A 12,769-nucleotide genomic window follows, 5' to 3' on the forward strand; every position below is an offset into this window, starting at 1 on the left:
GCGTCGCCTACGGTCGCCTTCATGCCCGGCGGCAGCCGCATGCCGATGCCGCCCTCGGCGAAGTCGATGGTCTCGCACACCACGGCACGGCCATCGGCGAAATGCAACGTGGCAGGCAGCTTCATCGCCACCCGGTGCGCCACGCGGATCTGCCGCGTCTCGCTGGCCACAGCAATGGAAGCGCCGAGAATGATCAGGTTGTAGAAGGTCCAGATCAGGTTCAGCACCACCGTGGTGGCCTCGAACTGGTTCCACAGGAACAGCCGCAGGAAGCCCACCACCACGCCCAGCAGGTTGAACAGCAGCAGCACCAGGTAGGGCCGCGAGATCACCCAGTCGAAGTAGGCTTCCTCGATCACCCCGCCCTTGGGCGTCACGTTGAACTTGCCGGCCGCGGGGTTGACGAAGGCCACCAGCACCGGCCGCATGATGTACCACGCCAGCACCGATTCGTAGACCTCGTTCCAGAACGAATGCCGGAACTTGCCCTGGATGCGCGAGTTGCTCATGTTCGCGTGCAGCAGGTGGGGCAGCGCGAAGATGGCAATGGTCAACGCGGAGGCCTGGATCACGTGGGCGCCGAACAGCAGGTAGGCCAGCGGCGCGGTCAGGAACACCAGCCGCGGCAGGCCATAGAAGAAATGCAGCATGGCATTGAGGTAGCACAGCCGCTGCGGGAGCGACAGGCCCGGCCCGAGTAGCGGATTGTCCACCCGGCAGATCTGCGCCATGCCGCGCGCCCAGCGGATACGCTGGCCCACGTGGCCCGAAAGGCTTTCCGTGGCCAGCCCCGCCGCCTGCGGAATCGCCAGGTAGGCGGTGCCGTAGCCCTTGCGGTGCAGCTTGAGCGCGGTGTGCGCGTCCTCGGTCACGGTTTCCACCGCGATGCCGCCGACCTCCAGCAACGGGGCGCGGCGGATGATGGCGCACGAGCCGCAGAAGAACGTTGCGTCCCACAGATCGTTGCCGTCTTGCACCAGGCCGTAGAACAGTTCGCCCTCGTTGGGCACTTCCTGGAAGGTGCGCAGGTTTTTCTCGAACGGATCCGGCGAGAAGAAATAGTGCGGCGTCTGCAGCATGGCCAGCTTGCCGTCCTTGAGGAACCAGCCCATGCAGATCTGCAGGAAGGAGCGGGTGGGAATGTGGTCGCAGTCGAAGATCGCCACGTACTCGCCATACGTGTTCTTGAGCGCCTCGTTGATATTGCCGGCCTTGGCGTGGCGATTGTGGTTGCGCGTGACGTGGGTGACGCCGACCCGCTCGCAGAACTCGCGGAATTCCTCCCGCCGGCCGTCGTCGAGCACATAGACATTGATCTTGTCGCGCGGCCAGTCCAGCGACATGGCGGCGAACACCGTCGGCTTCACCACCGAGAGCGGCTCGTTGTAGGTCGGGATGAAGATGTCGACCGTGGGCCAGTTCGCGCTGTCCGGCGGCATCGGCACCGGGCGGCGCTGGAGCGGCCACGCGGTCTGGAAATAGCCCAGCATCAACACCACGAAGGCGTACAGCTCGGCCAGCACCAGGCCGATCCCGAAGGCGGCGTCGAACCAGCCGCCCAGGCCCACGGTTTCGGTCAGGCGCCAGTACATATACCGGCTGGATGCCGCGATCGACAGCACCACCATCATCAACGTGGCAAGACGCCCCTTGACCCGGTTCAGCCACGCCGCCAGGGCGAAGCACACCGAGGCAAACCCGATCTGCTGCCAGAAATCCAGCGGCACCGAGATCACCAGCGCGAACATGACCAGCGCGAGCACCAGCGCGATCGCCCGTACCGGAGCACTGTCCCACAGGGGCAGTTCCACGAAGCCATTGCCGAAACGCTGCAGCAGGGACGAAAGCCTGCCGGGCTTGCCGCCGGATTCGCCCTTTGGCGTGGGGCCAGCGCCTGCCTGAGCGGCAGTGCGGGTCAAATTGGCTGGCTTCACGCGGCGCCTCCATGTGCGACCAGGGCCTGCCGTACCCATGCAGCGCAGCGCTGCAGGTCGTGCGTGGCCTGGCTGTGCGGGTTGTATTCCAGCACGCTGCGGTCGTAGGCGAGCGCCTCGGCGACAGCCTGGTCCTGATGGATCACGCCGAGCACGCGCTCGCCCAGCTGGGCACGCAGCACCTGCACCACGTCCTTGCCGAGCTGACGGCTCACGTCCACCTGGTTGATCACCAGCACGTGGCCGAGATAGTCGGGCCGGCCCTCGCAGTAGGTGCGGATCAGGTCCTCCATCAGGGGCATGGTGGCGTAGGACGCCGCATCCGGCAGCGACACCGTCAGGCACAGTTGCGCGCACGACAGCGCCTGCCGCATATAAGGCGACGGCCCCGGTGGGGTATCGATCACCACCACATCGTCGGGACCCAGGCCCAGCGCGGCAAGCTGGGTGCGCAGCCAGCCGGGATGCGTAGCCAGGTGGGTCTCGAAGGCCGAGCGGTCGGTTTCGTTGAGCGAGCCGAACGGCACCACCAGCACGCGCGAACGCCCCTGGTAGATGCTCTCCTGCCACGCTTCGCCGGCCAGCGTGGCCCGCGCATGGCCCGAGACTTCCTGGGGCGGCATGCCGAAATGCAAGCGCAGCGCGTTTTGCGGATCCAGGTCGACCGCCACCACATGTTCGCCGGCAAGGGCGAGCGCTTCGGCCAGGTTGGCTGACAGGGTGGTCTTGCCCACGCCGCCCTTGGCCGACACAACAGCAATAATCTTCACGAGCGCTTCAACCGATCAAGAAAGGAACGGCGCGCGGGAACGCGCTCGCTGGTGGTTACCGGCTCCGGCCTGCCCTCGAGCCGTGCGAACACTTGAGACAACTCGGTGCTGGCGGCATGGCCGGCGAGTTCGGTCGACGGCGTCGCGGGAGCCCAGATGCTGGCCTGGTGGGGTGCGGGGGCGGACATCGGGCCAGACACCGGCAGTGACGATGCCGGCGCTACGGCCGATGCCGTCGATGCCGTCGATGCCGCCGCTGCCACCGCCCTGGCCGGCGCGGCCGGGGGCGCCGGCGGCATGCCTTCCGGCGTCCGGAAACGCGGCGCCATCGCCGAGGCGGGTGGAGCGGCCGGGGCCGTTGCGGGCGCCGCGAAGGCCACGGACGGGGGCACCATGGCAATGGCAACGGGCTCGGCCGGCGGCTGGCTGACGGGCTGCGCGCCGCGCCACAGCGGCTCGGGCGCTACGCCTTGCGGGGCGGCCGCCTCAAACCCATGCGGTGCCGGCTGCACCGACGGCACCGTGGCGGCACGGTCGACCCGCACGGCGGACAGCAGCGGCCAGCGCTCGCGCGCTTGCGTCGCGGCGTCTTCGCGCACGATCTCTTGGTAGGATTCCGTCTTGCCGCCAAAGCGCTGGAACAGCTTGGACAAATCGTCGGACTGACTCATGGCATCTCGCTCACGGAGGGGGGACACTGGGCAGCAGCACCGGGCTGCCGCGACGCCTCAGCGCCCAAACCGGAATTCCAGGCACCCGGTCGCATCGATCGGCGTACTCTGGCTGACCCGCAAGGTCTCGGACGAGCCTAGCTTGTGGAACCAGTGCTGGTACGCCCCCTCCAGGAACGCCGGCGACCAGTCGTCAGCGGCGTCTCCCAGCGCCGCCCTCAACGGCGCGCAATAGTGGCGGATCACCAGGGCGCCGCCGGCGTCCTCGATGCTGGCCCAGCCCCAGTCGACATCCAGCCAGATCTGGGCAATCGCGCGTTCCAGTTCCGCGAGGGTCGCGCAGGCTCCCGTATCGAAACGTTGGGCAAAACGCACGCCAACCCGCCACATGACGGCACGCAAGCCCGCCACGTCCATGGATGCGGCCAGCTCCTCCCCGAGGGCCGCCAGCATGTCGCGCCATTGCGAGGAGCAATGGCGCTCAGTGAGATACTGCAGAATCGCTTGATTCACCCCGATATCCTGTTTAATCGCCTGCTTAAGATAATTCTTATGGTTGTGCGCGTATTTTCTTCCCAACCCGGGGGTCTGGGCAAATGCTTTACGCGCAACATTAGATCGCTGGTTCAGCGTGTTCCGTCGCCACAGCAATCCACCACGGGGAACCCGTGCGCGGAAAGCCGGACAAGGCGGGGGGATCGGCCAAAAAACTGCGTTCCGCCATCCGTGCGCCATTTGCCCGGGTTCCCCGGCCAGGCTTGGGCCCCCCTGCGCGGGCACCGCCAGCCTGCCAGTTTCCGCGCCTCCCGGGAACCCTCCCCCTTCCAAAGCAGGGATAGCTTTGCAGCTTCCTCCCCCCACCGCCGGCTGCTGTGGGCCTCGCATGTAATGTATCTACATGGGAATGCCGGGCCGCCTCCGTCCCGGACCCGGTAAATGGCATCGCCGCAAGTGGCAGAATCGGCGATACGGACGTCAGGTCCGCCAGCGTCTGGAAGAACGAGCTGCCCTTGCGAATCGACGGGCGGCCGACGCATGGCCAGTTGACCAGTTGGCCGAGCGTCAGTTGCCGTCGGCCAGACCAGGGCGGACCCGAAAAATGAGCGCTCGAAGAGGGGCGTCGCGAGCGGCCTGGTCCACGTGATGTGCCGCTATCCGTCGCGACTCGGCGCTATGCGACCGGGTTGCGCAGAGCGTCGCCCCGCACCCAGCGACGCAGGTTGTCCAGGAAGATATCGACCACGCGCGCGGCGTTGCCGTCCGAGAATCCGGCGCTATGCGGCGTGGCGATGACGTTGGGCAGTGCCCAGACTGGCGAATCGGCGGGCAGTGGCTCGTGGGCGAACACATCCAGATAGGCACCTGCCAGCCTGCCCTCCCGCAGCGCGTCGACCAGCGCGGGCTCGTCGACGACTTCCCCGCGGGCCACGTTGATCAGCCGCGAGCCCGCCGGCAGGCTGGCCAGGGCGGCGGCGTTCACCAGTCCGCGCGTCCGATCGGACAACGGGCAGGCCAGGATCAGCCAGTCCGTGCGCGGCAATACCGTCGGCAGCGCCTCGAAGGTCATGGTCTCGTAGCCATCGCCGGCTGGCGTCGCACGGTGGCGCACCACCACCACCGACATCCCGAGCAGCTTCAGCACTGCGCCCAGCTGCTGCCCGATCGGGCCCCAGCCGACGATGGTGGCCGTCTGGCCGTGCAGGTCGCGTGGCAGCCCGGTGCCGATCAGGGGTGCCCAGCGACGTTCCCGCTGGGCGGCGAGCATCTGCGGAACGTGCCGCGCCAGCGCCAATAGTCCCGCCAGCGCGGTCTGGGCCACGACCCCGGCGTTGGCGCCCGACGATGTGGTGACCGCCACGCCGCGCTGCCGCAACTGACTGAATACCGTGCGGTCCGCGCCCGCGGAATGCGTATGCACCCATCGCAGCGACGGCGCTTCGCGCATCGCGGCATAGAAACGCTGGGTGGCCGGCAGGATTTCATGCTTGGTGGAAAGCCCGGTGACATCGCGCGAAACAAACGCGATGTCAGCATCGACGCCATGCGGATCGTCCGGGGCGGGCGGCAACACCGGCGCCCACGCGCGCGTGCCCAGCGCCGCGCCGATTGCCTCGCGGTTCTGGCGCAGCGACGCCCCGGACAACAGGACGCGCAGCGTCGCGTCGGATATGGATTCAGGCTTTCCCATGTTCTCAGCGCAATCGACGGTGGCGCCGGAGGCCTTCATCACGCTTTAGTCGCGGTAGCCGGGATCCAGGCGATCGAGCTTGCGCAAGAGCGCCGGCCATTCCATCACGCCATATGGACGGCGCGTGCCAGGCTGGTAGTTGTTCCACGTTTCCTGCAGGATCTCCGGCGCCACCTCACGCAGCGGCGTATTGCAGGACATCGCCGCCACCTGTGAGCGGCAGGCCAGCTCCAGCCGGTGCATCCAGTTGAAGGCCTCGCCGACGGTGTTGCCAACGGTCAGCGCGCCGTGGTTGCGCAGGATCAGCGCCTCGCCCTTGCCAAGGTCCTCGATCAGCGACGCCTGCTCGGCGGTATCGAGCACCACGCCCTGGTAATCGTGATAGCCGATCTTCAGGAAGCGCATGGCGGTCTGCGTGATCGGCATCAGGCCGCAATCGAGCCCGGACACAGCCATCGACGCCCAACTGTGCGTGTGGATCACGCAGGCCACCTCGGGGCGGGCGTGGTGCACGGCGCTGTGGATCACGTAGCCGGCCTTGTTGATGCCGTAGCTGAGCGCGCCGAAATCCGGCTTGGAAAGAATCTTGCCGTCGTGGTCCACCTTGATCAGGCTGGACGCGGTGATTTCCTCATACATCATGCCGTAGGCATTGATCAGGAAGGCATCTTCCTCATCCGGCACGCGCACGGAGATGTGGTTGGCCATCATGTCCGCCATGCCGTACAGCGCCACCAGCCGGTAGCAGGCGGCCAGGTCCACGCGGGCCTGCCACTCCGCCTCGCTGCATTGGTTGCGCATCGATGGAATGTTCAACACACCGGGTTTCGTCATGATGGGTCTCCTTTGGATTCAGCGGTATTGGGGCGCCGGGGCGAGTCTCGTCTTGATCCGAGCCGGGGGCCGGGTCGCCAGCCTGGCGCGTCGCGCCCTCGGGGCGGCGGTCATCCAGCGCCGTGCGGTCGAAGATGCCGGCGCGACAGGCGGGAAATTCTTGGGGGAACGGACACGGCGTTTTCAGGCATTCGGAGTCCGTCCGGAACTGTAGCCGGCGGGCGGCGGGCCGCTAAGCCCTCGTCCGGCATGGGGGCATCACGATTCCTGATGGGGACGAGCGGCTGGGCGCTCGTATCCAACAGTGCCTCTTGAGACTGGGCGACGACGGAGCAAAGTGTCCTAAATGGCGGCTTGGCATGCCAGCCGGCATGAACAGCGGGACGTCGGTCAGTTCAATCATGCCCAGGTTCGCTGAGGGCTCCGCAGTGTCGCCGACATCGCGCTTGCGGCCGTCAGGCCCGCGCATCCGCCGGCCGCTGCGAGAATGTCCGCTCGAACACCGATTCTGCAATGCGGTTCTTCAGGATCTCGATCGATCCGCCCGCGATCATCCAGCCGCGGCAGCGGCGCTGGCAGTACTCCACCAATTCCTCCTGGCTGTAGCCCATGCCGCCCATCACCTGCAACGCTTCATTGGCGATGTCGAAACCGGCCTGGTTGCAGAATGCCTTGGCGATGGCCGTTTCCTCGGCGGACGGAATGCCGCTGTCCGCGTTGGCGGCAGCGCGGTACAGCAGCAGCTGTCCCGCATCCAGCTTCATCTTCATCTCGGCGAACTTCCATTGCAGCCCCTGGAACTCGCAGAGCAGCCGGCCGAACTGCTTGCGCTGCATCGCCCATTGGCGCGCCACCTCATAGGCATAGCGGCCGAGCGCCAGGGAGCGCGCCGTGTTGCCCATGCGCTCCACATTGAAGCCGGCAATCTGCTTCTTGAAGCCGCCCTCGCCGAGCAGCACGTCCTCCGGTCTTGCGTAGACATCCTCGAAATAGATCTGCGCCCATTCCTCGCCCGACATGAAGCGCGAGCGCTGGCCGATGCGCACGCCCGGCGCCTTGGTGTCGATCAGCACCGACCCGATGCCGCCCACACCGGGACCAAAGCGCACATAGGTCAGGATCACATCGGCGTGCGGGCCGTGGGTCGTGAAGATCTTGCTCCCCTGGATGCGGAAGCCTTCGCCGTCCGGCGTGGCGGTGGTCTTCAGTTCGGTCACGGCAGAGCCGGCTTCCGGCTCGGTCATGCCGACGGAAATCAGCGCCTCGCCCTGCAGCAGCGGCGTCAGCCATTTGGCCTTCTGGCCGGCGGATCCATACTCGGCCAGCACGCGGATGGCACCGAAATTGCCGGCCTGGATGACGTCCGCGCTGCGCGGGCATTGCGCGGCGACGGCCTGAATGGCGATGATCGCGTCCATCAGCGTGCCGCCCTGCCCGCCGTCCGCTTCGGCGATCGTGATGCCAAGCAGGCCCTGCGCAGCCATCTTCCTGGCCACGTCCCATGGATATTCGTCGGTGTGGGCGCGCTGGCGGGCGCCCGGCTTCAGTTCCTTTTCGGCAAACCGGCTGACGGCGTCCTGGAACGCCTGTTGTTCCGGCGTGAGTTTGAATTGCATGAGCGTCTCCTAGTCTGATTCTCAGAATGCATGTTGGGGTGCGGCCAGCCGCAGCAGGCAGTCGACACCGACCACGCCTTCGGCACACACGAACAGGGGATTGATCTCCGCTTCGGCGATGTCGGCGCCCTGCATGACCGCCAGGCGCGAAAAGCCGACGATGGCGTGTGCCAGCGCGTCCACGTCGCCACGCGGCAGGCCGCGGAAGCCGCGGATCAGCTGCGTCGAGCGAACCTCGCCGATCATGTCGTGCGCCTCCGCCACACTGACCGGCGCAGGGCGCAGGCTGACGTCGCGATGCAATTCCGCTGTGATGCCTCCCGCGCTCAGCATGACCATCGGACCCACCTGCGGATCGTGGCGATAGCCGAGCATCAGCTCCAGCAGGCGGCTTTCCATGCGCTGCACCAGGATGCCGTCGACGCGCGCCGCCGGAGCGGACTGCCGCGCGTTCTCCAGCAACCGCGCCGCGGCGCGCGCCAGTTCCTCGTTATCGCGCACGCCCACCTCTACCCCGCCGATCTCGGTCTTGTGGAGGATGTCTCGCGAACAGATCTTGGCAACGATGGGATAGGGCACGGCGTGCTGCAGCGCGCCTTCGCGCACCAGCGCCATCGGCGCGATCGGCACACCCAGTTCCGCAAAGGCGACGGCGGCCTCGAATTCAGACAAGTCACCTTGCGTCGGCAGCGCGGATGGCCACCTTGCCGGCGCGGGAGCCTCCACCGGGTCGTTGCGGGTCCTCGCCGCGCGGAACAGGCAGGCCAACGCATCCGCGCAGGCCTCCGGGGTGCGAAACGCGGGCACACCAGCCGCCTGCAGCAGTTCCAGCGATTGCGTGGCTTCCGGCGCCAGGAACGACAACAGTGGCTTGCCGCGCTGCGCGGACGCTTCCACGATCGGGCGCACGGCAAGCTGGGGGTGAAACTGCGCAGACGACCCGACGACGCAGAGCACGGCGTCACACCATTGGCTCTGGATCATCTGCTCGACCAGGTCCCGGTACTGGGCGCTCGTCGCTGCCAGCGTCAGGTCGATGATCGGCGTCTGGCGGATCCGCACGCCGCGCGCGGCCATGTGGGCGATGAACTCGGTGGGCGGTGCCACGGCCTCCACATTGGCCAGGCCAAGGCGATCCACCACCGTCGCGGCGCCACCGCCCGTGGTCGTCACCACGGCAATGCGCGGATTGCGCGGCAGCGCCGGGATGTCGGCGGCATAGCGGCGGGCCAGCGGCGCGGCTTCGAACAGCGTCTCCAGCATTTCCACGCGTATCGCGCCGTGCTTGCGCAGGAACGCGTCCACCGCCGCGTCGTTGCCGGCCAACGCGCCGGTATGCGACTGGGCCAGCGCCTCGCCCTGCGCGGAGCGGCCCAGCTTGTAGACCAGCACCGGCTTGCCCGCAGCACGGGCGCGGCGCAGGGCCGGGCCCAGCACCGCCGCATCCCGGATCGTTTCCAGGAACAGCAGAATCACCTCGGTGGCGTCGTCGTCGACCAGCAGGTCGACCAGTTCGCCGACGCCGATATCGCTCTCGTTGCCCACGGAGACCAGCTTGGCAAAGCCGAATCCGCGTGCCGCGCCGCGCGACAGCAGCGCGCCGAGCATCGATCCGCTTTGCGAGACCACGCTGATGCCACCCGCGCGCAGGGTGTCCGCCTCCAGCACGGCATTGACGGAAAGGATGGCGCCGCTGTGGACGTCCACCACGCCGATGCTGTTGGGACCCAACAGCCGCACGCCCAGTTCCTTCGCCCGGGCGGCGAGCGCCCGCTGTGCGGCCATGCCGGCCTCGCCCAGTTCCGCGAAGCCGTCCGAGAACACCGTCACCACGCTGGCGCCACGCGCGGCGCACTGCTCCAGCACCTCTGCCACCTGCCGGCCGGGCACCATCACAAAAGCATGATCGATGGTGTCCGGCAAGGCCGCGACGCTCGGATACGCCTGCAGCCCCATCACCTCGGCGCGGCCGGCGTTGATCGGGAACACCCGGCCCGCATAGCCATGCTTGCGCATGAAGCGCAGCGGCCGCGCGGTGTTCTTGCTTTCATCGGCCGAGGCACCGACCAGCGCGACGGCGCCCGGCGTGAACAGTGCCTTGGCGAGTGTGCGGCCCGTGGCGCCCGTTTCGGGGCCACCTTGTTCGTTGACTTGCGTCATCAATGTTTCTCGTCTTGACGATGGATCTGATCCGGCTCAGCCGGCCCTGAGCGTGGACAGCCCCAGCGCACGCACCGGGCGATGATCGAGCTGCCACAGCGCCTCGAGCAGCCGTGCAGCCGGACTGGCTCCGAGTACCGGGCCGCCCAGTTCCATGAACTTGTCAGCCAACGTCGCGTCGTCGAGCGGGGATTCGGGGTCGCCGTGCCGATACGGGGCAAAGTGCGCATGGCGGCTGCCGTCGGCCGTCTCGATTTCCACGCGCGCAGCCCGCTGCCGCGGGAAGGCGGCGGTCAGATCGGGATCGGCGCTCAGCGCGACCTTCGTCATCAGCGCGCGGATGGCCGGGTCCGCCAGCCGGTCTGGCTGGAATGCATCGAGCCGCACCGCGCCGTGCAGGAGGCCGTGCGCGACGACGTACGGCAGGCTGAAACGCGCCTCAAACGCGGTGGCGGGCCGAAAATTGCCTGTGACGTCAAGCGCCGCCTGGTACGTCGCCACGCGGATGGCGGCGATGCGGGCCGGGTCGAGCCGATGGTCGCGCACGATCCGCATGGCGGCGTCGATGGCGGCAAAGGTGTGGCCGCAACAACCATGGTTCTTCTGCGTGATGCGCATGATGTGGTAATCGGTGCCCAGGCCATCGGTCACGCCATGCCAGTCCGGCTTGCCGCAGAGCGCGGCACCAAAGCCGGCATCGCCCTCCAGGATGTCGTGCACGCCGTTGACGCCATGCGCTGCAGCCTGGGCGGCCTGCACACCTACCTGCGCGGCATGGCCGGCGTGGAGTGCCTTGGTCATCGCATCGGAGCGGAACGCCTGTTGCAGCCCCGACGCGAATGTCGCTGCCGTGGCCAGTGCATCGGCCGCGGCACGGACATCGCCGGGGGACAACAGCAGCGCGCCGGCCGCCGCCGCGCCAAAGCAGCCGACCGTGCCCGTGGTGTGGAAGAAGCGGTAGTGCGCCGGCTGGACGGCCGCGCCGATGCGCGTGGACACCTCGTAGCCCGCGATCACCGCGCGCAGCAGGTCGATGCCGGTGGCGTCCACCTGCTCGGCCAATGCCAGCGCGGCCGCGATCGTCGGGCAGCCGGGATGGTAGACGGCATCGCGGAAAATATCGTCGAATTCCGCCGCGTGCGAGGTGCTGCCGTTGATCCAGGCCGCCGTGGCCGGGAAGGCCGGCGTGGCGTGACCGATGATGGTGGATTTGCCAACGCCCAGTTCCGCGCGATGCGCGGCCACCAGCTGCTGGCCGGGCGCCATCTGCAAGCCGGCCAGCAACGCCGCGAACCAGTCGATCACCGCGCGGCGCGCATGGTGCAGGACGGGGTCCGGCAACGGTGCGGTGGCCGCTCGGCCAGCGTAGGCGGCGAATTCGTCGATGATCATGCGAGGTCTCCTCTTGCCACATCTCGTTCGGGAATGCATCACATGGTAGGGATGGCACGCCGGCGAGCTTTGACATTTGGTGAAAGCTCCCAAACCCGCATGCCTATTCCGGTCAACGGAGCGGCGGTGCATACTCCGCAGGCGCACCCTGTACGCCAGGCCTGTCGGCTCGGGAAAACCCGCACTTCGCGCGGGCCGTCGACAACGGCTGCCGCCTTGCCCGTTCCGCTTTGGAGAAAGCCCGCACCCATGGACATGGACATTCCCTCGCTTGCCATCCTGATTGCCGCCGTCGAGGAAAAAAGCCTTTCGCGTGCGGCCGAACGCGAGAACCTGGTGACCTCCGCGGCCAGCAAGCGCATTGCCGAGCTGGAGCGGCGCGCCGGCACCGCGCTGCTGCGCCGCCACGGCCGCGGCGTGGAGCCGACGCCGGCGGGCGCGATGCTATACCAGCGCGCCAAGGCCATCGTGCGCAGCGTGCAACTGGCGCAGGACGCGCTGGCGGCCTACTCCGCCGACGGCATCGCCAAGATCCGGCTGGCCTCCAATGCCTCGACGATCCTGCAGTTCCTGCCGACCGATATCAGCGGCTTCCTCAAGCACGCCCCCGAGGCGCGGATCGACCTGGTGGAGGCATTCAGCTTCGATGTCCCGCGCCTGGTCTCCAACGGCGATGCCGACATCGGCATCTATCACGCCGGAACGCCCAGCCCTGGCGTGCACTCGCTGCCGTACCGCCAGGACCGCGTGGGGCTGGTGGTGCCGCGCGGACATCCGCTGGAGGCCAAGGGATCGCTGCGGCTGGAGGAGGCGCTGGACTACGACTTCCTCGGCTACTTCCCTCGCCATACCTTCGATGCGTTCCTGACGCTGGTCTCCGGCACGATCTCGCGGCCACTGACGGTGAAAACGCAGGTATCCAACTTCGAGGCGCGCTGCCGCATGGTGCGCGAGGGGCTGGGCATCGCCATGGTGCCCGAGGGCATTGCCAAGAACTATCTGTCGATGATGGGGCTGTCGCTGCTGACGCTGACCGATGCGTGGGCGGTGCGGGACTTCTACGTCTGCGTGCGAGACAAGGAAAGCCTGCCGGGCGGCGTGGCGCACCTGCTGGAATACCTGAGCCGCTGCGCGGCCATGGAGCAGCATTTCCAGAGACCCAGGTAGGGGTTTTGCCCGGGTTTCCGGGGCTTGCGCTCTGGGC

10 protein-coding genes are annotated in these 12,769 nt (G+C 67.6%); 1 reads left to right on the forward strand and 9 read right to left on the reverse strand.

What is annotated here, in order from left to right:
* The 9 genes from bcsA to AC3FOF_RS17075 form a co-directional block, all read right to left on the reverse strand.
* Nucleotides 1-1,934: UDP-forming cellulose synthase catalytic subunit (gene bcsA / locus AC3FOF_RS17035; RefSeq protein ID WP_488727224.1), on the reverse strand; the 1,934-nt coding region annotated here is incomplete at its 3' end.
* A complete protein-coding gene (bcsQ, locus tag AC3FOF_RS17040; protein ID WP_017225078.1) occupies nucleotides 1,931-2,704 on the reverse strand; it encodes a cellulose biosynthesis protein BcsQ in 774 nt (257 codons plus the stop codon). The genes bcsA and bcsQ, both read right to left, overlap by 4 nt.
* Nucleotides 2,701-3,375, reverse strand: coding sequence for a cellulose biosynthesis protein BcsP (gene bcsP, locus AC3FOF_RS17045; protein ID WP_488727225.1), 675 nt, complete (start codon nucleotides 3,373-3,375; stop codon nucleotides 2,701-2,703). The genes bcsQ and bcsP overlap by 4 nt, the downstream gene beginning before the upstream one ends.
* Nucleotides 3,376-3,432: 57 nt before the next feature.
* Nucleotides 3,433-3,888, reverse strand: a complete 456-nt coding sequence (gene bcsD, locus AC3FOF_RS17050; protein WP_017229944.1) for a cellulose biosynthesis protein BcsD — start codon at nucleotides 3,886-3,888, stop codon at nucleotides 3,433-3,435.
* 658 nt (nucleotides 3,889-4,546) lie between these two features.
* A complete protein-coding gene (locus AC3FOF_RS17055) occupies nucleotides 4,547-5,563 on the reverse strand; it encodes a D-2-hydroxyacid dehydrogenase (protein ID WP_488727226.1) in 1,017 nt (338 codons plus the stop codon).
* Nucleotides 5,564-5,608: 45 nt separating this feature from the next.
* A complete protein-coding gene (locus tag AC3FOF_RS17060; protein WP_276265987.1) occupies nucleotides 5,609-6,397 on the reverse strand; it encodes a class II aldolase/adducin family protein in 789 nt (262 codons plus the stop codon).
* 455 nt (nucleotides 6,398-6,852) lie between these two features.
* Nucleotides 6,853-8,013, reverse strand: coding sequence for an acyl-CoA dehydrogenase family protein (locus AC3FOF_RS17065; protein ID WP_488727227.1), 1,161 nt, complete (start codon nucleotides 8,011-8,013; stop codon nucleotides 6,853-6,855).
* Between the two features lie 21 nt (nucleotides 8,014-8,034).
* Nucleotides 8,035-10,173, reverse strand: a complete 2,139-nt coding sequence (locus AC3FOF_RS17070) for an acetate--CoA ligase family protein (protein ID WP_488727228.1) — start codon at nucleotides 10,171-10,173, stop codon at nucleotides 8,035-8,037.
* Between the two features lie 36 nt (nucleotides 10,174-10,209).
* Nucleotides 10,210-11,565 carry an MmgE/PrpD family protein gene (locus tag AC3FOF_RS17075; RefSeq protein WP_488727229.1) on the reverse strand — a complete coding sequence of 452 codons (1,356 nt, stop codon included), beginning with the start codon at nucleotides 11,563-11,565 and terminating at the stop codon, nucleotides 10,210-10,212.
* Nucleotides 11,566-11,820: 255 nt separating this feature from the next.
* Here AC3FOF_RS17075 and AC3FOF_RS17080 point away from each other — a divergent pair, with 255 nt between their 5' ends.
* On the forward strand, nucleotides 11,821-12,732 hold the full coding sequence (locus AC3FOF_RS17080) for a LysR family transcriptional regulator (protein ID WP_035816353.1): 912 nt from the start codon (nucleotides 11,821-11,823) through the stop codon (nucleotides 12,730-12,732).
* Nucleotides 12,733-12,769 lie beyond the last annotated feature (37 nt).

The organism is Cupriavidus sp. 96C5-1, from assembly GCF_057798855.1.

Bases quoted from the DNA above. Each gene is read 5' to 3' on its own strand.
- bcsP (WP_488727225.1), bottom strand. From the start codon at position 3,375: ATGAGTCAGTCCGACGATTTGTCCAAGCTGTTCCAGCGCTTTGGCGGC.
- AC3FOF_RS17055 (WP_488727226.1), bottom strand. From the start codon at position 5,563: ATGGGAAAGCCTGAATCCATATCCGACGCGACGCTGCGCGTCCTGTTG.
- AC3FOF_RS17060 (WP_276265987.1), bottom strand. From the start codon at position 6,397: ATGACGAAACCCGGTGTGTTGAACATTCCATCGATGCGCAACCAATGC.
- AC3FOF_RS17065 (WP_488727227.1), bottom strand. From the start codon at position 8,013: ATGCAATTCAAACTCACGCCGGAACAACAGGCGTTCCAGGACGCCGTC.
- AC3FOF_RS17070 (WP_488727228.1), bottom strand. From the start codon at position 10,173: ATGACGCAAGTCAACGAACAAGGTGGCCCCGAAACGGGCGCCACGGGC.
- AC3FOF_RS17075 (WP_488727229.1), bottom strand. From the start codon at position 11,565: ATGATCATCGACGAATTCGCCGCCTACGCTGGCCGAGCGGCCACCGCA.
- AC3FOF_RS17080 (WP_035816353.1), top strand. From the start codon at position 11,821: ATGGACATTCCCTCGCTTGCCATCCTGATTGCCGCCGTCGAGGAAAAA.